Source organism: Leptospira biflexa serovar Patoc strain 'Patoc 1 (Paris)' (assembly GCF_000017685.1).
Lineage (GTDB): Bacteria > Spirochaetota > Leptospiria > Leptospirales > Leptospiraceae > Leptospira_A > Leptospira_A biflexa.
Window position 1 is genome coordinate 315,141 of the sequence record NC_010602.1, and the last position, 24,324, is coordinate 339,464.

22 protein-coding genes are annotated in these 24,324 nt (G+C 38.5%); 14 read left to right on the plus strand and 8 right to left on the minus strand.

Translation table 11 applies throughout. The features are described from left to right. Both ftsA and ftsZ read left to right on the plus strand, forming a co-directional pair. Entirely contained in the window at positions 1-1,239 is a 1,239-nt protein-coding gene (ftsA, locus tag LEPBI_RS01540) for a cell division protein FtsA (RefSeq protein ID WP_012387347.1), read from the plus strand. 10 nt (positions 1,240-1,249) lie between these two features. Further along, positions 1,250-2,440 carry a cell division protein FtsZ gene (ftsZ, locus tag LEPBI_RS01545; protein ID WP_012387348.1) on the plus strand — a complete coding sequence of 397 codons (1,191 nt, stop codon included), beginning with the start codon at positions 1,250-1,252 and terminating at the stop codon, positions 2,438-2,440. 15 nt (positions 2,441-2,455) lie between these two features. Here ftsZ and LEPBI_RS01550 read toward each other — a convergent pair whose 3' ends face one another. The 3 genes from LEPBI_RS01550 to LEPBI_RS01560 are packed head-to-tail and all read right to left on the minus strand — an operon-like array spanning position 2,456 to position 5,245. Beyond that, positions 2,456-3,862 carry a COG3014 family protein gene (locus LEPBI_RS01550; protein ID WP_012387349.1) on the minus strand — a complete coding sequence of 469 codons (1,407 nt, stop codon included), beginning with the start codon at positions 3,860-3,862 and terminating at the stop codon, positions 2,456-2,458. A 16-nt stretch (positions 3,863-3,878) separates the two neighbouring features. After that, positions 3,879-4,457, minus strand: coding sequence for a penicillin-binding protein activator LpoB (locus LEPBI_RS01555; RefSeq protein WP_012387350.1), 579 nt, complete (start codon positions 4,455-4,457; stop codon positions 3,879-3,881). A gap of 35 nt (positions 4,458-4,492) precedes the next feature. Further along, on the minus strand, positions 4,493-5,245 hold the full coding sequence (locus tag LEPBI_RS01560) for a hypothetical protein (protein WP_226992849.1): 753 nt from the start codon (positions 5,243-5,245) through the stop codon (positions 4,493-4,495). On the opposite strand from LEPBI_RS01560, the gene LEPBI_RS01565 reads away from it, so the two are divergent. From LEPBI_RS01565 to ispF, 3 genes are read left to right on the plus strand one after another with little or no spacing between them, the layout of a single operon-like run. Next, complete coding sequence (locus LEPBI_RS01565) at positions 5,211-5,726, plus strand: hypothetical protein (RefSeq protein ID WP_012387352.1); 516 nt, start codon at positions 5,211-5,213, stop codon at positions 5,724-5,726. The two genes, LEPBI_RS01560 and LEPBI_RS01565, sit on opposite strands and share 35 nt — an antisense overlap. 19 nt (positions 5,727-5,745) lie before the next feature. Then, entirely contained in the window at positions 5,746-6,732 is a 987-nt protein-coding gene (gene nadA, locus LEPBI_RS01570; protein WP_012387353.1) for a quinolinate synthase NadA, read from the plus strand. Between the two features lies 1 nt (position 6,733). Further along, the gene (ispF, locus tag LEPBI_RS01575; RefSeq protein WP_012387354.1) at positions 6,734-7,222 is read left to right on the plus strand and encodes a 2-C-methyl-D-erythritol 2,4-cyclodiphosphate synthase; all 489 of its coding nucleotides are present in this window, start codon (positions 6,734-6,736) and stop codon (positions 7,220-7,222) included. Between the two features lie 2 nt (positions 7,223-7,224). Here ispF and LEPBI_RS01580 read toward each other — a convergent pair whose 3' ends face one another. After that, positions 7,225-7,680 carry a hypothetical protein gene (locus LEPBI_RS01580; RefSeq protein ID WP_012476094.1) on the minus strand — a complete coding sequence of 152 codons (456 nt, stop codon included), beginning with the start codon at positions 7,678-7,680 and terminating at the stop codon, positions 7,225-7,227. A gap of 137 nt (positions 7,681-7,817) precedes the next feature. Here LEPBI_RS01580 and LEPBI_RS01585 point away from each other — a divergent pair, with 137 nt between their 5' ends. From LEPBI_RS01585 to LEPBI_RS01615, 7 genes are read left to right on the plus strand one after another with little or no spacing between them, the layout of a single operon-like run. Beyond that, positions 7,818-9,803: a PP2C family protein-serine/threonine phosphatase gene (locus LEPBI_RS01585; protein WP_012387356.1), complete on the plus strand. Its 1,986-nt coding sequence runs from the start codon at positions 7,818-7,820 to the stop codon at positions 9,801-9,803. After that, positions 9,790-10,836 carry a carotenoid 1,2-hydratase gene (locus tag LEPBI_RS01590; protein WP_012476095.1) on the plus strand — a complete coding sequence of 349 codons (1,047 nt, stop codon included), beginning with the start codon at positions 9,790-9,792 and terminating at the stop codon, positions 10,834-10,836. Before LEPBI_RS01585 ends, LEPBI_RS01590 begins: the two co-directional genes overlap by 14 nt. A 3-nt stretch (positions 10,837-10,839) precedes the next feature. Beyond that, entirely contained in the window at positions 10,840-11,850 is a 1,011-nt protein-coding gene (locus LEPBI_RS01595) for an ABC transporter permease subunit (protein ID WP_012387358.1), read from the plus strand. Then, a complete protein-coding gene (locus LEPBI_RS01600; RefSeq protein WP_012387359.1) occupies positions 11,847-12,896 on the plus strand; it encodes an ABC transporter permease in 1,050 nt (349 codons plus the stop codon). The genes LEPBI_RS01595 and LEPBI_RS01600 overlap by 4 nt, the downstream gene beginning before the upstream one ends. Beyond that, positions 12,893-13,882 (plus strand): ABC transporter ATP-binding protein, encoded by a 990-nt coding sequence (locus tag LEPBI_RS01605; RefSeq protein ID WP_012387360.1) that lies wholly within the window; start codon positions 12,893-12,895, stop codon positions 13,880-13,882. Before LEPBI_RS01600 ends, LEPBI_RS01605 begins: the two co-directional genes overlap by 4 nt. Continuing rightward, complete coding sequence (locus LEPBI_RS01610) at positions 13,875-14,831, plus strand: ABC transporter ATP-binding protein (protein WP_012387361.1); 957 nt, start codon at positions 13,875-13,877, stop codon at positions 14,829-14,831. Before LEPBI_RS01605 ends, LEPBI_RS01610 begins: the two co-directional genes overlap by 8 nt. Positions 14,832-14,838: 7 nt before the next feature. Next, a complete protein-coding gene (locus LEPBI_RS01615) occupies positions 14,839-16,947 on the plus strand; it encodes an AsmA family protein (RefSeq protein WP_012387362.1) in 2,109 nt (702 codons plus the stop codon). 37 nt (positions 16,948-16,984) lie between these two features. On the opposite strand, the gene LEPBI_RS01620 is transcribed toward LEPBI_RS01615, so the two are convergent. The 4 genes from LEPBI_RS01620 to LEPBI_RS01635 form a co-directional block, all read right to left on the minus strand. Further along, entirely contained in the window at positions 16,985-18,676 is a 1,692-nt protein-coding gene (locus LEPBI_RS01620) for a hypothetical protein (RefSeq protein ID WP_012387363.1), read from the minus strand. A gap of 13 nt (positions 18,677-18,689) precedes the next feature. Beyond that, positions 18,690-19,730 (minus strand): HEAT repeat domain-containing protein, encoded by a 1,041-nt coding sequence (locus LEPBI_RS01625; protein ID WP_012387364.1) that lies wholly within the window; start codon positions 19,728-19,730, stop codon positions 18,690-18,692. A gap of 114 nt (positions 19,731-19,844) precedes the next feature. Beyond that, positions 19,845-21,386, minus strand: a complete 1,542-nt coding sequence (locus LEPBI_RS01630) for a MutS-related protein (RefSeq protein WP_012387365.1) — start codon at positions 21,384-21,386, stop codon at positions 19,845-19,847. A gap of 211 nt (positions 21,387-21,597) precedes the next feature. Then, on the minus strand, positions 21,598-21,828 hold the full coding sequence (locus LEPBI_RS01635; RefSeq protein WP_012476097.1) for a hypothetical protein: 231 nt from the start codon (positions 21,826-21,828) through the stop codon (positions 21,598-21,600). Between the two features lie 165 nt (positions 21,829-21,993). Here LEPBI_RS01635 and LEPBI_RS01640 point away from each other — a divergent pair, with 165 nt between their 5' ends. Beyond that, positions 21,994-22,206, plus strand: a complete 213-nt coding sequence (locus LEPBI_RS01640; protein ID WP_012387367.1) for a hypothetical protein — start codon at positions 21,994-21,996, stop codon at positions 22,204-22,206. A 68-nt stretch (positions 22,207-22,274) separates the two neighbouring features. Next, on the plus strand, positions 22,275-24,323 hold the full coding sequence (locus LEPBI_RS01645; protein ID WP_012387368.1) for an AMP-dependent synthetase/ligase: 2,049 nt from the start codon (positions 22,275-22,277) through the stop codon (positions 24,321-24,323). Position 24,324: the final 1 nt, after the last annotated feature.

Here is a 24,324-nt window from a genome sequence, read left to right on the forward strand (position 1 = left end):
ATGATAGAAGATGATTCCCCGATCATAACTGCATTGGACCTTGGTTCTTCTCTTGTGAAAGTTGTCATCGGGCGACTCGTGGGAGATCATGAAATTGAAATCATCGGTACCGGTGTTTATCCTTCCACAGGGATCAAAAATGGATCCATTGTTAATATAGAAACAACCACAAAGTCCATCATAGAGGCGTTTGGTGATGCAGAACTGATGGCAGGACAAGAGATCACTTCTGTCGTCGTGAATGTTTCTGGAAAATCAGTTCATGGATTTAATGAAAAAGGTATCATCGCTGTTACGAATCGAGAACGAATTGTCACGGAGATGGATATCATGCGAGTCGTGGAAGCCGCACAAGCAGTCCATGTTCCCAATGACCAACAAGTCATCCATGTACTCACAAAAGAATTTAAGGTTGATGACCAAGTGAACATCAAAGATCCCATCGGGATGACGGGTGTTCGGTTAGAAGCAGAGGTCCACATTGTATCTTGTGGGAACACTGCTCTCAATAACATTGATCGATGTGTGGAACAATCAGGTCTTTTACAAATGGATAAGGTATTGTCTAGCCTTGCTTCTTCCGAAGCCATATTAACTGCTGGTGAAAAAGACTTAGGGACAGCAGTGATTGATATTGGGGCTGGAATTTGTGACATCATCATCTATGTAGATGGCGGAATCGCTTATTCATCCGTTGTTCCATTTGGTGGATTCCACATCACAAGTGATATCTCCATCGGATTAAAAACAACAGTAGAAACAGCAGAAATCATCAAAAAACGGTATGGCCATACAAGAATTGATATGGTAGATCCAACGGAAAAATTTGAAATTCCATCCATATCCGGAAGGCCGGCCAGGTCAGTATTTCGACAAGAACTTGTTGAAATCTTGGAACCACGAGTTCGCGAAATCTTAGAGATGATCGACCATGAACTCATTCGATCAGGGTATAAGTCGAGTTTGGCGGGTGGAGTGATCCTCACGGGAGGGACATCTCTTTTGCAAGGAATTGAAGTTACGGCTGAGGAAGTATTCCGATTGTCAGTGGGTCGTGCCAAACCAGCGGGACTTGGTGGACTTGTGGAACGAATTGCAAGCCCTGAATATGCAACTGCTGTAGGATTAATTAAATATAGTTCCAAAATACAAAATTTAGAACAAAGAAACATGCATTCCGTTTCCGATGGAGAAGGATGGATGAAGAAGGTTCGTCGTTGGATGGAGAATAATCTCTAAGGAAAAGTGAATGTTATACCTAGAAGAAGAAAAAACTAGCCCAGCCATTATCAAAGTCATAGGAGTTGGTGGTGGTGGAATGAATGCCGTCACTCGTATGGTGAATTCCAAAATGACAGGTGTTGACTTCATTGTGATGAACACCGACGAACAAGTATTACTCAAATCCCCTGTAGAAGTCAAAATCCAATTGGGTAACAAAGTGACCCGCGGGATGGGCGCTGGTGGTGATCCAGAACTTGGTGAAAAAGCGGCCATTGAAGACAAGGAACGAATTGTTGCGGCACTAAAAGGGGCCGATATGGTCTTTGTCACTGCGGGAATGGGTGGGGGAACGGGAACTGGTGCCGCTCCCATCATTGCAGCGATTGCCAAAGAATTAAAATGTTTGGTGGTCGGTGTAGTAACAGTTCCATTTTCTTTTGAAGGCAAACGACGTGCGGAACTTGCCAAACAAGGGATTGAACAACTTCGAGCCAATGTGGACACTCTCATCACGATCCGTAATGATTCAATTTTCCAAGTAGTAGACAAAAATACTCCATTTGATAAGGCATTTCAAGTGATCGACGATATTTTGTTAAACGGTGTTCGTGGGATCAGTGACATCATCAATCATCCAGGTATCATCAATGTGGATTTTGCCGATGTCAAAACCATTATGAAGGATACAGGAGATGCAATTTTAGGAGTGGGTGAAGGAAGCGGCGAAACTCGTGTGAGTGAAGCAGTGGAACAAGCCATCAACAATACTTTGTTAGAAGATTCCAGCATCCAAGGTGCCAAGTCACTTCTCATCAATGTGACAGGTGGAAGTGACCTCACCATCCATGAATGGAACGAAGTCTCTCAAATCATCACAGCGCAAGCAGATCCAGATGCCAATATCATCATAGGACTCAATGAAGACAAAAGCCTATCGGATCAAATCCGGGTGACCGTCATTGCGACAGGTTTTAACAAAAGAGGGAAACAATACCAAAGGGAACAAAAGGTAGTGGGTTCAGAAGAAACCATTTCACCGATGGTTTATTTGAGAAAATCGGAAGAGAAAGAATCTGGATTTTCAAAAGAAACGGAAGCACCGAGAGGGATTCGGCAAACGAACCGAAGTTTTGGTGCCCAGAAACAATCCTCCCCATTTCAAAACTATGGAGAGGATTATGATATTCCTACTTTCTTACGAAAGAAAAACGATTAGAAGATTTAAATTGTGTTAGTTGGAGTAGGATCGAACCGATACGAATAAAGGTTTTCCTTCTTCAACGACCAACTTTTTAGGAGCACTTGTCACAACAGATCCTGGTGATTCGACTTTAAAATCGTATTCGCCTGGAGCTAAAAAGACTCGTTTCACTTGGAAATTGGATGGGATTGTCCTCCAACAACGGAGATCCGGTGCAATGGTTTGTGAAACCGCAAGACCAGCCGCCGCCCCTGCTGCCACTCGAATCAGACCCGAAACCAGATCATTGTTTTTGCCTTTTCCACCCGACTCAATGGCCCTTGCCATTGCTTCCGATGCAATCACAGCAGCGACAACCTTGAGAGATAAGGAAGTTAGGTTTTTGGTGATGAGGGCTTTGTAGTTTTCATTAAAATTATTCATCGCTGTTTCAGAATAATTATTCATGATATCAGAATGCCCAACATCCACTCCGTTGATAAAATACCGTTTGGGAAGTGATCCTTTTGGATCTCTTTCTTTATAAATAGGGATTGGGTTTTCCGCCACAGAAAGAGCGGCAATCGCACCCGCAAGGGAGGCACCTGCGCCTTTGGCTCGTAGTCCCACTTCCACGGCACCACGGAGAGCAGCAGAGAAGTATTCGTCTTCGATGAGACGGCCTCTCGACATTTTGATCGCCGATTTTCCTGCTTCATGGATGATGATGACTTCAGAAAGTTTTTCATTTTCTGGAGATGTTCTTTGCATCGAACGAGTGTAAGCTTGTAAGCTGGATCGTCCGGCAGCGTATTTGGATTTATCACCAGAATCACCTTCTTTTGCCGCTAAAAAATACCTGTCAGCGATCAAGTTTTGGCTTTTTCCAATGAGTTGTTCCATGTTTTTGTATTGGACTCGTGCATCATTGTATCGGCCAAGCGATTCTGATACATAGGCATCGATGAGACGAGCAGCATTGTTTTGGCGGTATTCCGCTGCCAAAAATCGCATCTCTTTTAATTCAAAATCCAATCTTCTAAAATAAATCTTCGCGTTATTCGTATCACCTTGTAATAGGTAATTATTCGCGATATAGAACTTAATCATGACTCTTTCAAAATCTTCACCAGTATAATTGGATTCGTTATCGGATAGGATGAACGAAAGTCCAGACCGCGTCATACTGACTTTGATATTGTCTGCAATGTCTTCAGCTTCTTTGAAAACCTTGTTGGATGTGACGTAGTCACCTTTGGTATGAAAGATCATACCAGCTTCCATTAAAAAAAGAAGTTTGTCCTTGTTAGATGAACCTTCATACAGTTCTCTAATTTTTGGAATGGCAGAATCATAATTCTGACCATAGTATGCCGATTCGGTTGCTTGGATGATTTTGTTGTAATCACTTGCACAACCGAGAATGAGAAGGAAAAGAAAGAGAAATGATTTTTTCATGCAATGATGGAAGGGATTACCAACTAACCCCTTTATTACCTCGAACTGCTAATTTTCGGTAAGATACTTTTTCTGACCAAACGGCAATGGTAGTTTCCACTTCTACAAGTTCGATGTTGATCGACTGTTCTACAATTTTTTCACCGTTGGAAGTGAACATGTTTTCATTGATGTCACATCGAACAAAAAAGTTAGGAGATTTGAGTTTCCCAATGGAAAGTCGATTGGATGTGAGACCAGACAAGCTGAACTGGATTTCGTTGAGTGATTGTTCTCTGTTTTTTGTACGGACTGTGTAAATTTTGTTTTTGATGAGTTTGGAAACAAACGCATTGTCAAAAAGTTCCGTTTGGATTTGTTCGGATGTATCGTTTCGCGTAGGGAAGTGTGCCACAAAAACACCTTCTTCATGTGGGTTTTCTTTGAAGTACTCCCCAATTTGACCGGCTAATTTTTCGGCCGCTTTCACCAATTCTTGGCTTGTGAGTCCACCTGAGTCGGAGATATAATCATCAGCATTGTCGAGTCTTTTGGGACTGCTACTGCATTGGAATAAGAATCCTACTAAGAGAAAGGAGAATAGAATTTGTTTCATAACCTCATTTATATGGGGGATCGAAACATGTCTTGTCAATTCCAAAAATCCGATTTCAATTCCTCGATTTTAGAACTGCGATAAAAAGTTTTTTCCTCTTCGGTCATTTCCTTCATTTCCCTTTCGTAGATCATCTCAACCACCTCTCGGTAAAACGAAGGGCTTTCCCAACTTTGGATGTCCCATTTTTCCTTTTGGTAAAGTTCCTCTTTTTTACGAAGGAAAATTGATTTCCGTTCTCGGGCATAGCTATAGGGATTTCTCTGAATGTAATCTTCCAAATAAGAGGATAAAATGACTGGTGGCGAAGTGGGGTGTTTGGGAAAAATGAGACCTCTTAAATCACTTGGAAAAATCTCTCCCTTGAGGCGATTTACGGCCGTTAGTTTTTCGTAGGAGGAAAGTGCCGGAGAAGTTTCCATTTCCAAACTTTTTTCTTTCCAGTTCATATAAGCGACATAGACAGCATAAAGCACATGGCCTCGTTCATCCGGATATTCTGTCAGTAGATGAAGGTAGGTTTGGTCCCTGTCACCTTTCCAGAGATAAGTTTCCTTTCCTCGTAAAGTTTCCAAAAAATCGCGCAGATCCTCCGGGTAACCTGGTCCTTTGAGAACCTCTGGGCGATTTTGTAACCTCTGCCAATAGATTTCCGATCGGGAATCGTAGGATGATTCTTTGGTGTCTTCCTTGTTTTTTTTCAGAAAAAGGATATAGACAAGACCACCAAGTAAGAAGGAGAGTAGAATCGAGATGAGTAAGATTGTGGTGGTTTTCTTTTTGTTCATTGGCATTGTATTTATGGATTTTGCCTGTACGAAAAAATCCAAAGAAGAATCCAATTCAGAACTTTTAAGTACGTTACTCTCTCAAGGGAGCCCCATCCAATCTGCTTGTCAAAGATTTATTCTCACAGAATCAAATTGTGTGGCAGTCGCTGATGTGAGTGCGAATGTTTGTCCAGGTCTCATCTCAAGATTAAAAGCGCAAATCCTTCCACAAGAATTGAGTACAGACGCCGTTGCCGTTTTGTATTTTGATTGTTTTTCCAAAATCAACTTAACCTATAATCTAACAAAAGCATGTAACCAAAATTCATTTGCTTCCAATTCAGAATATAGAAGAGTCCAACGTACAGGCACTTCGAGTGCTGAAACTTCCTGGCAAGAAGCCATGAACCAATGTGGTTCATTAGAGAATTCCGTTCCACCCGTTGATTCGGGACTTCAGGACACTGATACCATTCTTGGATCAGATCCTTTCCAATGAATGTTATAAGGAGATAAAAATGTCACTCGTATCCAAAGACCAATTGGTCCAAAAATTAAAACCGATTTACCTTCCTCATGAAATTGAAGAACGAATCCTTCCCCTCGCAGAAGAAATAGGTCGTCTCAAAAAAGAAAAAAATGCTGTGATCCTTGGTCACAATTATATGACTCCGGATGTGTTTTGGGGAGTATCCGATATCATCGGAGATTCATTGTATCTTTCCAAAATGGCCAAAGAAACAACTGCGAATATGATTTTGTTCAACGGGGTTCATTTTATGGCGGAAACTGCCAAAATCCTTTCCCCGGAGAAAAAGGTTCTCATCGCAGATCCAAAAGCTGGGTGTTCCTTAGCAGAATCCATCACTCGAGAGGATGTGAAGGTCTTGAAAGCGAAATACCCGGGTGTACCCGTTGTGACGTATGTCAACTGTTCGGCGGAAGTCAAAGCGGAAACAGATGTTTGTTGTACCTCTGCCAATGCCGTACAAATTGTGAATGCGGTCGAAGGGGATACGGTTATCTTTTTGCCTGATGAATATTTGGCTGGGAATGTTCGTAACCAAACCTCAAAAACCATCATCTCTCATCCTGGTCGGTGTATGGTGCACGAAATATACACTCCAGAAGACATCCGTTCCACAAAACGCCTGTTCCCTGGTGGTGTCACTGTCATCACTCACCCAGAATGCCATGAAGATGTAGTGAAAGAAGCTGATTTTTCTGGTTCAACCTCTCAAATGGTGGATTTCATTCGGAACAGTAAAACGGACAAAATTATGCTTGTGACAGAGTGTTCGATGGGAGATAATTTACGGTCTGAATTCCCTGAAAAAGAATTTGTCTCCACCTGCCAAACCTGTCCTCATATGAAAAAAATTACTTTGGAAAAAGTAAGAGATGCCCTTTTGAAGGAACAGTTTGAAATCTTTTTGGACGAGGAAGTGATTCGCCTTGCCCAAAAATCTGTGAATCGTATGTTAGAGTTGAGTTATAAAAAATAATATGTTTAGAGTCGGAAACGGAATCGATTTTCATAAATTAATCCATGAACCCTTTCGCCCCCTTGTGCTTGCGGGAGTTGAGATTAAATCAGAGTTTGCCTTTCTCGGTCATAGTGATGCTGATGTGATTTTACATGCAGTGGCGGATGCGATTTTGGGTGCATTGTCACTCGGAGATATTGGCGTCCATTTCCCGGACACTGACCCGCAATACAAAAATATGAAATCCACTCGCATCATCGAAAAATGTTTGGAACTTGTGGCTGAGAAAAAATTCAAACTGATCAATGTGGACTGCACCTATGTGGGAGACCATCCAAAGATAAGTCCGATCCGAGCAGAACTCAATGCTTCCCTTGCAAATATCACCAAACTTCCGTTAGATTGTGTTTCAATCAAAGCAACCACCTCGGAAGGAATGGGAGCTTTGGGGAGAAGTGAGGGTGTGATGGTGATGGCAACTGTGCTCATCGAGAGTTTAAAAAAGTAAGTTTAGAATCGTTTTTCTTTCGAAGTGGCGATGTGATGTAGATCCGCCTTGCCAAAGAATAAAAATAAAAGTTTAGAAAGGAAATTGGGAGCCGGTTGGATTTCCAAAACTCCTTTCACGCGAACACCGTTCTCCGTCGGATCCAGTTGGTATGTCTCTTTGAGTACTTGGTAATGTTTGAATCCTGTTGTCTCAATTTGGAAAGAAATTGTCGGTGTATTTGTGACAGCGGTTGTTTTGCATTGCACTGTTTCCCCTAGGGATTTTGACTCCCATTCCTCGCCAAGGGTCGGCGGGCGAAAGGATTTCGGTTGGAAGGATTCGTATAAGATCTTTTGTGTTTGTTCGGGTTTTAATTTTACCTCCCAACTGTGTTCCAAACGACTTTCCTTTTGAGAAAGGACTGCGAAAAAAAACACAAAAACAAAGATTCCAAATACTCTTAGATACCAAATCATATCTCCATAGAAAAATCTATTGCCTAGGGATCGATTGAAATTTATTTTTCTCCTACCGAAGGGGAATCTTCGGGAGGGTTTAGCCACTGCATTCTGCAAGAGAAATATCATCAAAACGAGTATCGGGACTCATCCAAGTGTATGAGCGGGAAAACAATCTATCGATCCACACCAATCCTTTTCCTGAGATTTTAGATGATACCACCTACAATCGGATTCTAAAAGATCCCAATTATTGGATTTCGCAATCCCTTGAAGATAAAATCATCCAACAAATTTCCTTATCATTAGACATATCAGGAATTTTATACCATGTGGGGACAGAAGCACTCATCACCAATGCATACGATCTGTTACCACTTGATGATTCTAGAATTGATTTAGTAGAAATGATCCATAGGTTGCCGATTTTAATTGGTCGCCTAACGAGAGCAGTTTACTTAAATGTAAAACCTATATCGGATCAACATTTTAAGTTTGTATTTGTTTATTTACCTGAATACCAAGAGAAGTGGTATGATGCCGTTTTTTTTCAAGGGATGTTGAATGGTTTAGCTCTACTCTTTGAACTCAAAGAGTTTCAGATCAGAATGACCAAAACAAAACTTTTTGGGATTCACGTTTCACACAAAGAGCTGGGAGAAGGTATCCAATTTGGATCTGATGCCAATGAATATGAATTAGAATGGTCGGACGATAATTTGTATTTGTCTAGGTCTCACCTAACAAAGGAAAATGTTTCTTCGCGCCATCGAGTGATGGTCACTTCACGTTCCGAAACTGAATTGGAAGAAATGTCCATCGTGGATGTGAGAGATGTTGTTGGTAAATCCAGGGAACTTGCCATTGAAAATCGTGATTTAGAAGCCGCTGTCGAAGTGCTCAAATCATTCAAACAAGAGTTAGAAAAAAAACAACACTCCATGGCCAAAGACCTTCGTCTGGCAAAGAACATCCAAAAAGGTTTGATCCCCGAGATCATTCCTGATTGGAATGGAATACAGTTTTGGACAGGTTTTAGTCCCATGCAAGAAGTGAGTGGAGATTATTATGATTATTTTCCCTACCAAACAGATAAGTTAGGTGTTGCTGTTTGTGATGTGTCTGGGCATGGAGTGCCAGCCGCGTTTATCACTGCTTTATCCAAAATGTTATTTTCGAATTTTAAAAAACCAAAACCTTCGGAAACATTTAAACTCATCAATAGAGAACTTTTAGACTTAGTCAAACAACAAGGGTATACAACTTGTGTTTACCTTCTCATCCATTCCGATTATAAAGTATCGTACTCGATTGCTGGGCATCCAAGGCCTATCTTATTCAGACATCAGACAGGTAAGGCGGAAGTCTGTGAAGGCGACGGGACCTTCCTTGGAATGTTTCCTGATGCAGGGGACACTTACCGAGACTTTTACCTTCAATTGGAACCTGGCGATAAACTGTTTTTGTACACAGATGGTCTAACAGAAGCTGAGAATGACCATGGACATGCATTTGGTGAAACAAAACTCATACAGCTCATAGAAGAAAATGCCAATGCCTCGATCCAGGAAACAGTTGAGCTCATCATGAACCACCACCGTGAATTTACGATGGGAACTGATGCGATGGATGATATTACCTTACTTGGTCTACAGTTATCTCCTAAATTAGAAGAATTTAATGTGATTAAGTCAGAAGGGGATAAAGCATACCATTCAAAAGACTATCCATCGGCGGTTGTTTCCTACGAAAAAGCCCATCAGATTTTACCAAGAGAACTGAATACACAACTCAATTATGGTAAGGCATTGGCATACAGTGGCGATTTCGAAAAGGCCATTAGTATGCTTGAATCGTATAATAAGTTCAAAACCAATCATTTTAAATCACATGCAATTTTGGGTTATTGTTATTACCAAATGGAACAATATGAAAAAGCGGAGTTAGAATGGAAAAAAGCCTATTCAATCAATGATTCCAACCTCTCTAACTTGTATAACTTAGCGCAATTGTATCGTAAATTGAATCAAAAACAAAAAATGAAAGATGTGATCGATAAGATGAAACACATCGAATTTACCTATCTACATATCCTTCCACTGGAAAAAAAGTGGGAGTCTTTGCCCAATGAAATCAATTAAAATTATCCTGCTTTCACTATGTTTTTTCCATTTTAGTTTTCCAAAAGACCACAACTTCCATTCGGACTTTGGATTGGAGTGGTGTTACTTTGTTGGTCATATCAAAGCTGAATCAGGAAATTTATATGGATATGAACTATCTTTTTTTCGATTGAAATTTTCTGATGGAGATAGTTGGAATCCAGAACTCTACCCAGTTCATTTTGCCATATCCGATCTTTCAAAAAAACGCCATTACACTTCTCAAACCATCAAACGGAATTTAGGTGATCTTGCGGGAAATAAAGAGAATCGAATCTTTAGTGGAGAATATGAATTCCAAATTCTTTCCAAAGATCAATTTTTTATCAAAGCAAAACCAAAATCAGGTGAAATTGCATTAGAGTTAAGTTTAGAGGGTAATGGAAACATTTTATCCCATGGAAAAGATGGAATTTCTATCAAATCAAAACGGAATCCAAAAATATTTTCATATTACTATAGTTATCCGAGACTTAAAACGAAAGGGTCTTTGTGGATCGAAGGGAAAAAAGAATCTATACTTTCTGGGGATTCTTGGATGGATCACGAATGGAGTGAAAAAGCTTCTAAAAACATTCCAACTTTAGCAAAGGGTCAATCTGGTTGGGATTGGATTAGTTTGATGGATGACAAAGGTGGTGACTACGTTTTCTTTCGCTTTAGAGAATCATCCAAGGTAAGTCCTGAAATATTTGGAACCTATCGTGATGTAAGGGGGAAAGTCACTTACTGGAGTGATGTATCAGAGATTCAAATGGAACCAATGGGAATACCTTGGAAAAGTGAAAACACAAAAATTGAGTATCCTCTTCAATGGAAAATCAAATACCCTGGTGGAGAATGGATTGTATCTCCAATATTCAATGAACAAGAGTTTGATGGAAGTGATTCAACAAAAACCATCTATTGGGAAGGGGCTGTGAAGGCAGACGATCCAATTCAAAAAAAGTCAGCCAAAGGATATTTAGAATTGAAAGGTTATCAAAAGTCGAAAGACTGGTGGGAGTTCTAAACCATGTGGAAATATTTTTTAAAGCGTTTTCTTCTAATTTTTCCAACCTTACTTGGAATCACGTTTTTAGTCTTTTTGATCTCTCATTTTGCACCAGGTGGCCCACTCAATAGCGAAATTGCAAAACTGAAAGGATCGGCTAATTTAGCGGGTGCTTCCACCAAACAAATCTCCCAAGAGGAAATTGAACTCATCAAAAAGAGACTCCATTTAGACAAACCTGCACCCATTGCCTATTTGTATTGGCTGAAACAAATTGTACAGTTTGATCTGGGTGAATCCCGACTCCATTCGCGAAAGGTTTCCGAACTCATCATTGAAAAACTACCTGTCTCACTTTTTTTCGGATTGTCAGGTTTTTTTCTGACTTACCTTATCTGTATTCCTTTGGGAATCCAAAAGGCTTTAAAAGAAGGAAGTCGTTTTGATTTTATCACAAGTTTTATCATCTTTTTTACGTATTCCCTTCCAGTGTTTGCCTTTGCGATGTTACTTTTATACTTATTTGCTTCTGGCGAGGTGTTTTCATTTTTTCCACTTGGGCATGAAGTTTCCGATTTTTATGAGGACTTAAGTTTTATTGGGAAAGTTAAAGACCGATTGGCACATATGTTTTTGCCTGTGATCTGTTATGTGGTCGGTAGTTTTGCTGTTTTGACATTACTGATGAAAAATAGTTTGCTTGATCAAATTGCAAAAGAATATGTACGAACGGCACTCTCAAAAGGATTAAGTTTTTCGGATGCTATCTTTCAACATGCTTTCCGAAATTCTCTCATACCGATCGCGACAGGATTTGGAAGTAATTTAACTTTAATATTTTCTGGTTCACTTTTCATTGAGTTGGTATTCAATATTGATGGAATGGGACTTCTCAGTTTTGAAGCTGTGCGCGAGAGGGATACTGACTTAATGATGGGCTTATTACTTGCACAAAGTTTTTTAGGACTCATTGGTAAAATTGTCTCCGATTTTTGTTATATCATCATCGATCCGAGGATTGATTTCGAATGAAGTTTATATCAAATCCAGCAAACGTTCGTAAGTGGGAAAAATTCAAAAAGAATAAACGTGCCTATTATTCTATGTTGGTACTATTTTATACATACCTACTTTCTTTATTTTCCCCCATTCTCATCAATAATAAACCACTTTTGGTCCTGTTCGAAGGATCAGTCTCTTTTCCAATTGTTCAATTTTATCCAGAAACCAAATTTGGTGGCGTCAATTTAACGGAACCAAATTATAAAAAACTAAATCGTGAACCAAGATTTCAAAATTCAAACAATCAAATGATTTTTCCTCCGATTCCTTTTGGTGTGAACGAAGACAATTTGGATAGTTTAGAGGAAGGCACCAATCCACCATCCAAACCCTCTCTTCGCCATTGGATGGGAACCGACGATCGTGGCCGCGATGTTTTTACACGGATTGTGTATGGGTATCGATTAGCCATGACCTTTAGTTTGATTCTCATTGTTGTCGAGATTCTTCTCGCATCATTTATCGGGGGAGTGCAGGGTTATTTTGTAGGTAGACTTGATTTGTTTTTACAAAGGATAATTGAAATTCTATCAGCGATTCCTTTTCTCTATCTAATTTTGATCATGGGTTCTTTTTTTGGAAGAGGGTTTATGGTTCTCATTGTTACCTATGGTTCCTTAAGTTGGATTGGTCTCAGTTATTATATGAGGGGAGAGTTTCTGAAACTCCGCAAACAGCAGTTTGTTGATGCGGCAAAGACATTGGGTGCATCCTCTTATTCGATTATTATGAGGCATTTATTACCAAACTCTCTCACACCACTGGTTACTTTTTTACCATTTATTTTGATTTCAGCTATATCTGTTTTATCTGCATTGGACTTTTTGGGATATGGAATCCCTGCTCCCAATCCATCTTGGGGAGAACTCATTGGACAAGGGAGAGAAAGATTGACCGCTTGGTGGTTAATTACCTTTCCATCTGTTGCATTGTTTTTAACAATTTTGTTTTCAGCTTTTGTTGGGGAAGGATTACGAGATGCCTTTGATCCAAAAGATAAGGTAGTTTACGAATGAATTCCAAAGAGAAAGCCATCGAAGTAAAAGACTTAAGTATCCATATCAAAACTGACGATGGTGTTTTACCCATTGTGAGTGGAATCAGCTTTCATTTAGAAAAAGGCGAAACCTTGGCACTTGTGGGAGAGTCTGGATGTGGAAAATCCATTACAAGTTTGGCATTAACCAAATTATTGCCTTCCAATACCACTTTGTATCCAACGGGTTCGATTACATTTGAAGGTTCCGATTTGATGAAAGCTTCCAGCGAACACCTAAGATCTGTTCGAGGAAAAGAAATTGCTTACGTATTCCAAGAACCTTTTACGTCTCTCAATCCATTACATAAGATTGGAATTCAATTGATTGAGAGTTTTTTATTACATGGACTTGGTTCTAAGGAAGAGGCAGAAACAAAAGCAATTTATTTGTTGGAACGAGTTGGAATTACCGACGCCAAACAGAGACTCGATCAATACCCGAACCAATTTTCAGGTGGTATGTTACAAAGAGTTTGTATTGCAATGGCTCTTATGTGTGATCCTAAAATTTTAATCGCGGATGAACCTACTAGTGCCATTGATGTCACCATCCAACTTCAATTAATAGAGTTGCTCAAAGAATTGAGAAAAGAACATGGAATGTCCGTTTTATTTATTTCTCATGATATTGGTTTAGTGAGTAATATTGCGGATCGAATTGCTGTGATGTATGCAGGAAAAATTGTTGAACAAGGAAGTGTGGATTTGGTGATCGATACTCCTAAACATCCTTACACACAAGCACTGATTTCCGCCTATCCAACGCATGAGAACATTGGTAAAAAACTCATAACCATTGACGGAATTGTTCCTTCACCTAAATCCTACCCTTCTGGTTGTCGATTTCATACTCGTTGCAAAGACAAATTAGAGATTTGTGATGTTAAAATACCAAATCCAAGTTTGGTGAGAGAATCTCAAATTGTAGAATGTTTTTTATTTGGAGGAAAGGAAAGTGCTTAATGTAAAAGACTTGGTTGTTTCTTATAAACAATCCCAATCCCTTTCTTTTTCGACAAAACGACTCGTCGCAGTCGATGGAGTTCAATTTACCATTCCCAAAGGAAAGATTTTAGGACTAGTAGGTGAATCAGGTTGTGGAAAGTCAACCATTGGTCGTGCCATATTATCTTTGTTGCCGATTGACCATGGTACAATCAGTTTTGATGATCAGGATATCACTAAAATTTCCAAGGATGAACAAAAACGTTTAAAAAGAAAAATCCAAGTGGTTTTCCAGGACCCTTATTCATCGCTAAACCCTCGTTTTACGATTGAAGAAATCATTACGGAGGGTTTACAAATCCATTTTCCGAAGCTGAGTGCTGTAGAAAAAAAAGAAAAAGCTATCAAAGCTTTATCGGAAGTGAATCTACCTTCGGACATATTGCACAGATACCCACATGAATTTAGTGGTGGCCAAAGGCAAAGGATTGCGATTGCGCGAGCCTTAATTTTAGAACCAAGTTTAGTAGTTTGTGATGAAGCGGTTTCGGCCTTGGACATTTCAACGCAAGCACAAGTGATTAATAATTTACTAATGTTACGAGAAAAATATGGTCTATCGTATTTGTTTATCTCCCATGATCTCAATATCGTAAAACATGTTTCGGATCGAATTGCTGTTATGTACTTGGGGCAAATTGTAGAAGAAGGAAGTCGCGATGAGATAAGTCAAAAACCACTCCATCCTTATACAAAAGCTCTTTTTTCAGCCAGTTTTGATTTGAAACAACGAGAGAAAATTTCCCAACCTCTCGTTGGGGAAATCCCAAGTATTCTCAACCAACCAAAAGGTTGTAAGTTTCATACTCGTTGTCCCATTGCAAAAGAGATTTGCAAAACAGAAGAACCAAAAGAAACTTATCCTTCAGAACTGCATCGAGTCAAATGCCATTTCCCATTGTTGTAAAATTTTTGTGAAACTAACGTTACGTGATACGATCAAAGGTGTAATTGGAAAAACACTTTTAACTTTTATCTTTGTCATTTCGATGACAATGTTTTTTATATTATACCCTCTACTTGCTGATCCCGATTATTACAAAAATTTAATTCTCGAATCAACTTATAAACTAACAGAACTGAACGTGAATTATAAAAGTTCGGAACCAGTTTTTTTCCCATTCCCAGGTATTGAATTGAATGAAGTCACCGTATCTAAAGCGGATGATGAAATCATTCATGTGAACAAACTTAGAATCGAAATATATTATGGAGTTTTTATTGGAAAATCATTGGAGTTAAGGAAAATATATTTAAATACTGGAACAGTTGAAATCACAAGAGAAAAAGACGAATCGTTTCCACTATTTGAAAGGCTTTCCTCCCAACCAAATCCTGATCCCAAAAAGAAAACAAAGAATGAAATAGAATCATTAGATTCAAACACCGAAGAAACTCCAACCGAACTTTATTTCTCCAAAACTTTTGTAAATTTCGTAAATCAAATTGAAATCAAAAATATCACCATTTTATTCGAAGACAAACTTTACTCACGAAATATTAATTTATATCTTTGGGAAACAACACTTCATTTGGACCAAGATCTTCGTAATCTTGATTTTTATTTATATGGAAAATTGAATCACGAACCAATCACCTTAAGTTCAAATTTTTTCTTTGTAGAAGATAAGATGACTTATGAATCTTTAAGATTGGAAGGTGAACTCCAATTTCAAAATTTAAAAGGTATCGATTTACACGATATTTTAATCATTTTTACAAGAGGTGATTTACGATTTGTAAAAACAACAGGTACGATCCCATTTTATAAGCGTGATGAGTCAAAGATTTATGCCGTGATAGACCAATTGCATATTAAAGATTTGGCACTAAAAGATGGAAAAACGTTTGCAGATGGCCATGTATCGACTCTCATGCATTACGATATCAATGAGAGCAAATTTAATTTTGCCAATATCGTGATCGAATGGAAGGGTAAATCGAAACTTTATGCTTCCGGATATGTAAACTTCCTGAAACCTCCATTATCACCGACTGTATCCTTTGAAGCAACATCCGATTATTTAGATGTTCCAAGCATCTTGAAAGTGGCCAAAATTTGGATCGATCCAGATTTTGAAAAATCAATTCTCACTCGTGGATTGCCAAACACTGGTTATGTGAATCGAATGAATGTGTATTTAAATTTTAATTTTCGAAATTTGAACATTGCCGATTTCAAAGCCGATTCCTTAAAGCTCAATGTACATTATGCAAAACGAAAACTCAACATCAATCGCTATGAATTAAAGGTATATGATGGCGTTGTGATTGGTTCCGGCGATTATCGTTGGTCAAATCCAGTTGGTCTTACTTTAAAAGGTGAAATCAAACATGTTTCGATTGCTCCCGTATTGTCTGATATATTTAAAATTTCTCCAATCACTGGGAATATAGATTCTGATTTTATGATTTTTTCTCCTTCTGATTCAGAGGATGGTTTACTTCCGAATTTACAAATCATTGGAAATATCAATGCAAAAAATGGAGAGTTACTCAGTTACACAAACATATTAAAACCAATTAGTTCCATTGGAAGTGTAATCAATTTGAAAAAAATTGATTTTAGTAGAGCGACTCCGTATAACGAATTGAAGTTTGATTTTCAATATGCAAATGAGAATATTGAGATTAAAAATTTTGCTCTAAAAGCAGATGGAATTGCAGGCTCTGGTGGTGGGAAAATTGGTTTCAACAAATCAATCGATATGAAGTTTACGATTGCTTTTCCTGGGGTTGCTGGCAAAGCCTTAAAATTACCAATCATCTATCGAGGAACGTACGGAGTGTCCTCTCCTTTTATTGATCCGATTTGGTTGGGTTCGGTCTATGCTGGAACCATTTTTTTAGCAAGTCCTGCGGGTGCAGCTGTGGGTGGAATTGCAGGCTCTGCAATGTCTGATTATGTGAATCGAGCAGTGGACAATGTCACCACAGGTGTTCAAAAAAGTTGGAAGGGGTTTCGGACAATTTTTGGTGGCAAAGAAGAGGAAGAAAAAACAGAAGAAAAAACCAAAAACTGATTCTTTGGTTTTTTCATTCGTAATCAATAAACCATTTTTACATGATATGTTGGATGGCTTGGCAGACTCCAGAATTTTCAAATTTAAATTCTACGTAAGGTTTATCGGATCTGAGTTCCGATGGTGAAAATTCAAATTGATAGAACATCGAACCACCCTCATAAAAACACATAGATTCCGTTGGAGATATTTCTTCATCACTATCTGAGTAACAACTCGTTTCAATTCCTGTGATGTACAATTCACCCTTTGGTTGTCTCCATTTGCTTGTGGAAATACAAGTGTGTTCATCAACAGAAAATGAAGTCTCTAATGTACCGTCATAATCATGAGATCGTTTTACATTTGGATTGAAGCGAAACAAATCCAACATAATCCAATACCGTTTGGAAGCAGAAAGGATATAAACCATTTTACCTAATTTTTCATCAAATCCACCTTCACCAAATTTAAGAGCAATTAACAACTTTGCTTTATTGTAATCATTGTTTTTGATGATGTCTTTGTAATCATTTGGAATGGCTTTTACAAATTCTTTGAAACCTTCCCCTGCAATTAGTAGATTAGGTGTTGTTTCTAAAGGGGATAAAATCATATCTTGTTTGTCAGCTTTGATTTTAAAACCTAAAGAATTTCCTGATTCTTCAGCAGAAATCGAAACAATAGGATAACTTTCCTCTTTTGTTACATTTCCCATTCCATCCAAAATTTGAATTTTGATTTGGTAATTGGTTTCTGAGTCATGTAAGATCTGATACATTCCAAGTGTTTTCGTTGGATCTAAATTAGGTTCCAATTTTTTTAGTTTGTTCAGAGCCGTAGAACCTGATTCTGCATTGATTAAATACTGAGTTTCAAATCCAGAAACAGAATAAACTCCTTCCTTTGAGAGATATTCGAATACTTTCTCAGACAAATAAGGAAAGTTTTTTAATTTATTGAATTGTCCAACTAATCCTTTAAAGGTGGAAGCTCGTAGTGGGAATCCAGCGATGAATGAGTTCATCAATTCGTTTCTTGCTTCAGTTAATTTTTGTTCGAAATCATTATTCGTTGTGACAGAAGAAATGGCACCTGAATCATTCACTTCATTTAGAAAGGGGTATTTTTTCTTAAGCGAGGTAACATATTGATCTTCTCTCGAAGGATTTTCTGCTAGTTTTAGGATTTGGTACACCTCTTCCATTTTTTGAAATTGATCCTCTGGTTTTGTCATCAAGGAACGAATTAAGAAATGAAAAATACTGAAGTGATTGATCGTAATCGAACTTAGAGTTGATTTAGGTTCAAGGATCAATTGTTTTAATTGATTACTTTCAGTGTATTCCTCATTTGATACAATTAATTTCTTTTTGAGAAGAACAGAGAAATCGGAGGAAGAAGAAGTATAACCACCACCTTCCACATCAAACGCTCGAATGTAACCAAATTCGGTTTTACACTTATGTTTGATTGAAGTAGGGCATTTGATTTGGTATGTTTTGTATACCATATCTTTTTTTTCAAATGATACTAGAGCAAGAACTTGCACGGAATCTGAGTCACTAATGGTCCCAATTTTTTCAGCTAATGGTTCTTCTGTTTGTAAAACATCAATTGTATCTTTTGTATCGATAAAAAATATTTTTTTGGGAACAGTGAAGTTTTCTACTTTTTTTTTGCTGCAGTTCACGAGAACTACAGCTGACAATAAGATCAAGATCCCGAAGGAATTTTGAATTAATTTCATATGGGTGAACCTTTTAATAACTATCCACTACATGGATGTATTCACCGAATAAATATCCTTTTTTACCATCACTTGTTTTGATTTGGTACCAGAAGTCTTCCATCTCTTCCCCTTTACTATTGGTGATAATGTATTTTCTTGGTTCTCTAGAGATAATTTCTACCACAGCATTTCCAGGAAGACCAGTGATCACTTCCGATCTTTCATTCGCTTTGGAACGTAAGTTCAATCGATCCGAAACATTGATGATCGCATATTGTTTTGCTGCTTTCAGTTTTTTTAAATTGGCACTTAAATCAGCTAAATTTGGATGATTTGGATTTGTTTTTTTAAATCGAATGAGAGTAGGAATGACTTGTGCTGGTTTAAAATTGGCAATGGCATCAAAAGCTTCTTTGCTAATTTCTGTGTCAGGGCTTGCTAATAAACTTTCAATCGCTAACAATGATTCGTCGGTTTTAAATTTCCCAGCGCTGTACAAACATGCCATCACAAAATCTTTGTCAGAGTTTGAACAAAATGGTTTTACATACTTCCACTCATCCCATGCATTGATGTTCCCAAGCCCACGAATGGCAGCGAGTTGGGTCGGTTTGTCTTTCCATTCGATTGCATTTCTGAAGATAGGAGCATTTCCACTTCTTCCAACCTTTGACAATCCTTGAACGCTATAAAAACGAATCTTTTCATTTTTATCTTTTGTTCCTTTTTCAAAATAAGATTGTGATTTAGAATTTCCAATTTTTGCTAGTGCTTCTATGGAGGCCTCTCTCACATAAACATCATCGTTGTCGAATGCTTTGTGTAATTCATTGAACCCTGCTTTTAGATCACCTAGGGAGGTGGCAGCTTGGGCGCGAATTTTACTGGATTCCCCTTTTTCCAATTGTTCGGTAACAGGTTTTACATATTTTGTTTCTCCCGATTTACCCATCTCAGCGAGGATGGATATTTTTTCGCTATCACCTGTTGCACTCTTTAGGTCGTCTTTTAAGTCACCGGCATATAATTGGAAACTCAAAGCAAAAATTAGAATTGTTAATAACTTTTTCACGAAACACTCCAGTCGTTGGCATTAGCCAGAATTCAACAACTGTTAAGTAAATTTTTAACTTTGTCAAGGATTCATTCCATGAAAAATGAAACTCAAGTATCTGAGAAAGTTTAATCAGGTATCCGCTTCGTTGCGAATCGGAATCCCTTCTTTTTTTAAGATTTTTAATGCATTTGTCGAACTAGACACTCCTTCTCTGATTTTGTAGTCAAAATCCATTTGCCCGTCTCTTTCTAGTTCGGTGAAGTGGTATCGTTTTGCCCAAGGAATCTCGGTCAGTTTCAAATCATGAGTCGTTAAAAAGACGATACAGTTTTTTTCGCGTAACACAGATAAAATTTCTCGAGTGGCAATGAATCTTTCTTTTGAATTGGTTCCCTTTAAGATTTCATCTAAAAACAAAATTGGAGTTTTATTGGATCCATTTGCATTTTGGATGATTGAAGAAAGTCTCCTAACTTCGGAATAAAAAAAGGAAACTCCATCTTCCATAGAATCTTGGGACCGTATCAAAGTGTGGATTTGAAATTTTGGGGTCTCAAAATTTTTCCCCAAGACAGGCGCACCTGATCCAACAAGTAACAATGACATGGCGATCGAACGTAAATACGTTGTTTTTCCACTCATATTCGAACCAGTGACAATCATTAAATCTCCTGGTTTCATGACAGGTAAGGGATTGAATACTCGATGGGACTGGGAAAGGAGTGGGTGAACCAAAGACTCGGCGTTTAACTTTGTATCGTCCGAGATTTTGGCAAAGTTTGCGTCAGGATTCAAATAGCCAAAATTAATCAAAGGAAGAATAGAATCAATGGTTGTGATTTTGTTTTGTAATTCATTCCAATGGACTAAAAAGTTTTGTTTCCATTTCTGTAAAGATTGGATTTTCCATAGATCCCATAAAAATAATAAATTCAAAATCAAATGGGGAAGGGGAGAGACGAGTAATTCCGAAGAATCTCCTAAATTGGAAATCCTCTTTAGCATTTGTTTGGTGATTTTTCTTTCTTTCGAAAGGAATATAAAAGTTTTTTTGAACAAATTCGATGCGAAACTTAAACTTTTAATTTCCTTCCATATCAAAATGGATTCTTTGCGATAACTCACAAATAAAATTCCATTGAGAAGGATTAATAAGGGAATGAGAGGTAGATCAAATAATAATCCAACTAGAATATAAAGAGGAGAAAACATTCCCCAAATCGGAAAAAACCACCGGAGCCATTTTCGTTTTTTCCAAAAATCAGAGTTTTGACTGACTTGGGGGAGAACAAATTTTTCATTTGGTTCGCCATCCAATACCAAAAACTTACGCATCAGTTGGAAGGGATAATTTCTTTGATTTAATATCTGTTCTACAGAAATTGGATTTGGTTTGAATTCTCCAAAAGGACTCTTTTCTTGCAAAAATTGATGCAAATAAATTTGGAATCCATTGTCTGTAACAGTTGTATCAAACACCCCCAAAAACCCTTGTTTGGTGCAAAGATCCAAATCAATAGAAAGTGGATGGTTTCTTACAAAAACTGGATATTCCCAATGTTCCCTTGTTTTTAGTTTTTTCAAATCTCCAGTGAGTCTAAAGATTTCTCCTTCAATGAATTGGAGTGTTTGCTTAAGAAACTGAAGTTGTTCCTTTCGTAAGGAATACAACCGAACAAGGTATACAAAAGGGAGTAACAGAAATAGAGAGAGACTATATTCGATCCAGGAAAGTTTGGAAAGATAACAATAAACGATAGCAAAGAAAAAAACAAAAAAATGGATGAACCTAAATATTGAAACTCTGCGAAGTCGTTTGGTGAAAAACTGAATTTTGGTTTTGTATTTGTTTTTCCTATGAATTAGGAAAGTATACGTTGGATTAATGGAAAAGAGGTCGTTCGTAATTTTCTTCTTCCCTTCGAGAAATCTCTGTATCGAGCACACGAATGAGACTTCCTAAGTCATTTAATCTCCATTTGTCGATGAGCCGACCTTTCTCGCGACCAGAAAACTTATTCAAATACAGAGTGCCAAAAAGGTCTTCTCCGTACTCATAAGCAACAAAGCGCCCGCTTCGTCTTCCTGTAGAATTTTCCAATCGAATTGTCATGAACGAATACCAAAAATCAGAGAAAAAAAAATAGTACAAGCAAAATTTTTTGCTTCAGGATATTCATTTTTCGGCGATACATATATTGGGGGAAGGCTACCTACCACGGATGGTGGGAACCTTCAAAAACAAATACCCCGGAAACCGGAAAGCACGGAGGCTTGTATGGATTTCTATCCCGAGATGAATTTGGAGTTTAAAAGCTCCTTTGTGAAGACCAACCAGTTTTTAGCCAACACACAAGACGAATCCCTTCTCCCACAAATGGGACTTGCGGCACGTAACCTACTCAACCTCTCCCAAATGACCAAACTCCGCGAAATTCGCGAACGCCATTTGAAAAAAGGACACCAACGCGAAGGGTTCCACTGGGACTAATTGCCTAAATTTCTCTTGACCATCTGAAAGTAGGGTCTATCATAAAGACCGCTTTTAGATGGAGAGATATGGCAAATAACCTAGCAGAAGTTTATAAGGAATCCGCAGAAAAATTTGGTCCAAGACCAGCATTTTGGTATAAAAATGCAGAAAAGGATTACCAGGCCCTAACCTATAAACAACTTTACGAAGATGGTATCGCACTTGCAGAAGCCCTAATTGATTTAGGTGTGAAAGCGAGAGAACATGTTGGCGTTCTTGCTGACAACCGTGTCGAGTGGATCATTGCCGATTGTGCCGTGTTAACTGCTGGAGCGGCCAATGTCCCTCGTGGTTCTGACATCACAGATTCGGAAATCGTTTACATTTTAAACCACTCGGAAGCCAAAATTGTTTTTTTAGAAAACGATAAGGTTTACGAAAAATTCAAAAATAACAAATCCCAGGTGAAATCGGTAAAAACCGTCATCATCATGGACAAGGACACCAAACTCAAGTCAGGTGCTGGAATTTTACACTTTTACGATCTTTTGGAAAAAGGAAGGGAACTTCGCTCCAAAGGAAAACGAGAAGCGGAAAAACGTATGTCTGGAATCAAACCGGACGATTTGTACACTCTCATTTACACTTCCGGAACGACTGGTATGCCAAAAGGTGTGATGCTCATGCATTCTAACATGATCCACCAGATGCACTATGTGGTTCCACGAGTTGCCAAAGTCACACCTGACGATCGTATGTTATCCATCCTTCCTGTATGGCATATCTTTGAACGAGTTGTCGAATACTTTGCCATCATCAACGGTGGTTCCACGTATTACACAAAGGTCACAGAACTTCGTAACGACATCCAAAAAGCAAGGCCTACCTTTATGGCTTCGGCACCTAGGGTTTGGGAAAGCATTTATAACGGAATTTACACTCGTATCAATGATCCAAAACAAACTCCACCTGTACGACGATTTTTGTTCAAAGTCGCTTACTTTTTCTCAAAACATTACCATGCGGCGATTCGGTTTCTCAAGGGTTGGGAAGTGGATTACGAAGGAAGGAATATTTTACAATCATTGGTTTTGTCGATTGTTTCCATCGTGAAATTGTTGTTCACTGGTCCTTTCACACTGACCATTCTTTCTCTTGTAGCATCGCAGTTTTTGGTTCCAGAAGAAAGTCCTCTCAAAACTCCGCTCTATGTGTTAGCGGGACTTGGAGTTTTGTTTAATAGCTTTACATTGGATCGTATTGTTCTCTCCAAAATTAGACAAGCTACTGGTGGTCATTTGCGTGCCACTCTTTCGGGTGGTGGTGCCTTACAAAAACACGTGGATGCCTTCTTTATGGACATTGGAATCACGGTTCTCGAAGGGTATGGAATGACTGAAACCGGACCTGTAATTTCCGCTCGAACTTTCGATCGTCCGATTATGGGTTCTGTGGGTGATATTGTTCCTCTGAGCCAAGTGCAAATCCGTGATGATGCAGGAAATGTCCTTTGCCACATCGATGACAAAAGAAACATCATCTTTGGTAAGTTAGGTGTAAAGGGTGTGGTTCATTTAAAAGGACCTCAAGTGATGAAAGGGTATTATAAAAATCCGGAAACCACCAAAAAAACCATCGTAGACAATTGGATGAACACTGGTGATATCGGGATGATCAACTTCAAAAAGACCCTGACTCTCACGGGTCGCGCGAAGGATACCATCGTACTACTCGGCGGTGAAAACGTAGAACCAGTACCAATCGAAAACAAAATTGATGAATCACCTTACATCAAACAATCGATGGTAGTGGGACAAGACCAAAAGGTTCTTGGATCCATCATCGTTCCTGACTTTGATGCCCTCATTCCATGGGCAGAAGAAAACGGAATCACTGAAAAAAATCCTGAAAAACTCATCACCCATCCAAAGGTCATTGAGTTTTATAAAAAGGAAGTTCGTAATTTTAACAGTGTTAAAACTGGTTTTAAAAACTTCGAACAAGTGCAATATGTGACTCTCATCACAAAACCATTTGAAGTAGGTGATGAACTCACAAATCTCATGAAAATGAAACGCCATGTGATCACAGAAAAATACAAAGACAGAATTTTGGAGCTCTACAAAAACAGTTAAT

Bases quoted from the DNA above. Each gene is read 5' to 3' on its own strand.
- LEPBI_RS01550 (WP_012387349.1), bottom strand. From the start codon at position 3,862: ATGAAAAAATCATTTCTCTTTCTTTTCCTTCTCATTCTCGGTTGTGCA.
- LEPBI_RS01555 (WP_012387350.1), bottom strand. From the start codon at position 4,457: ATGAAACAAATTCTATTCTCCTTTCTCTTAGTAGGATTCTTATTCCAA.
- LEPBI_RS01645 (WP_012387368.1), top strand. From the start codon at position 22,275: ATGGCAAATAACCTAGCAGAAGTTTATAAGGAATCCGCAGAAAAATTT.
- LEPBI_RS01635 (WP_012476097.1), bottom strand. From the start codon at position 21,828: ATGACAATTCGATTGGAAAATTCTACAGGAAGACGAAGCGGGCGCTTT.
- nadA (WP_012387353.1), top strand. From the start codon at position 5,746: ATGTCACTCGTATCCAAAGACCAATTGGTCCAAAAATTAAAACCGATT.
- LEPBI_RS01620 (WP_012387363.1), bottom strand. From the start codon at position 18,676: ATGAAATTAATTCAAAATTCCTTCGGGATCTTGATCTTATTGTCAGCT.
- LEPBI_RS01565 (WP_012387352.1), top strand. From the start codon at position 5,211: ATGAGTAAGATTGTGGTGGTTTTCTTTTTGTTCATTGGCATTGTATTT.
- LEPBI_RS01595 (WP_012387358.1), top strand. From the start codon at position 10,840: ATGTGGAAATATTTTTTAAAGCGTTTTCTTCTAATTTTTCCAACCTTA.
- ispF (WP_012387354.1), top strand. From the start codon at position 6,734: ATGTTTAGAGTCGGAAACGGAATCGATTTTCATAAATTAATCCATGAA.
- LEPBI_RS01560 (WP_226992849.1), bottom strand. From the start codon at position 5,245: ATGAACAAAAAGAAAACCACCACAATCTTACTCATCTCGATTCTACTC.
- LEPBI_RS01600 (WP_012387359.1), top strand. From the start codon at position 11,847: ATGAAGTTTATATCAAATCCAGCAAACGTTCGTAAGTGGGAAAAATTC.
- ftsA (WP_012387347.1), top strand. From the start codon at position 1: ATGATAGAAGATGATTCCCCGATCATAACTGCATTGGACCTTGGTTCT.
- LEPBI_RS01590 (WP_012476095.1), top strand. From the start codon at position 9,790: ATGAAATCAATTAAAATTATCCTGCTTTCACTATGTTTTTTCCATTTT.
- LEPBI_RS01580 (WP_012476094.1), bottom strand. From the start codon at position 7,680: ATGATTTGGTATCTAAGAGTATTTGGAATCTTTGTTTTTGTGTTTTTT.
- LEPBI_RS01640 (WP_012387367.1), top strand. From the start codon at position 21,994: ATGGATTTCTATCCCGAGATGAATTTGGAGTTTAAAAGCTCCTTTGTG.
- LEPBI_RS01605 (WP_012387360.1), top strand. From the start codon at position 12,893: ATGAATTCCAAAGAGAAAGCCATCGAAGTAAAAGACTTAAGTATCCAT.
- ftsZ (WP_012387348.1), top strand. From the start codon at position 1,250: ATGTTATACCTAGAAGAAGAAAAAACTAGCCCAGCCATTATCAAAGTC.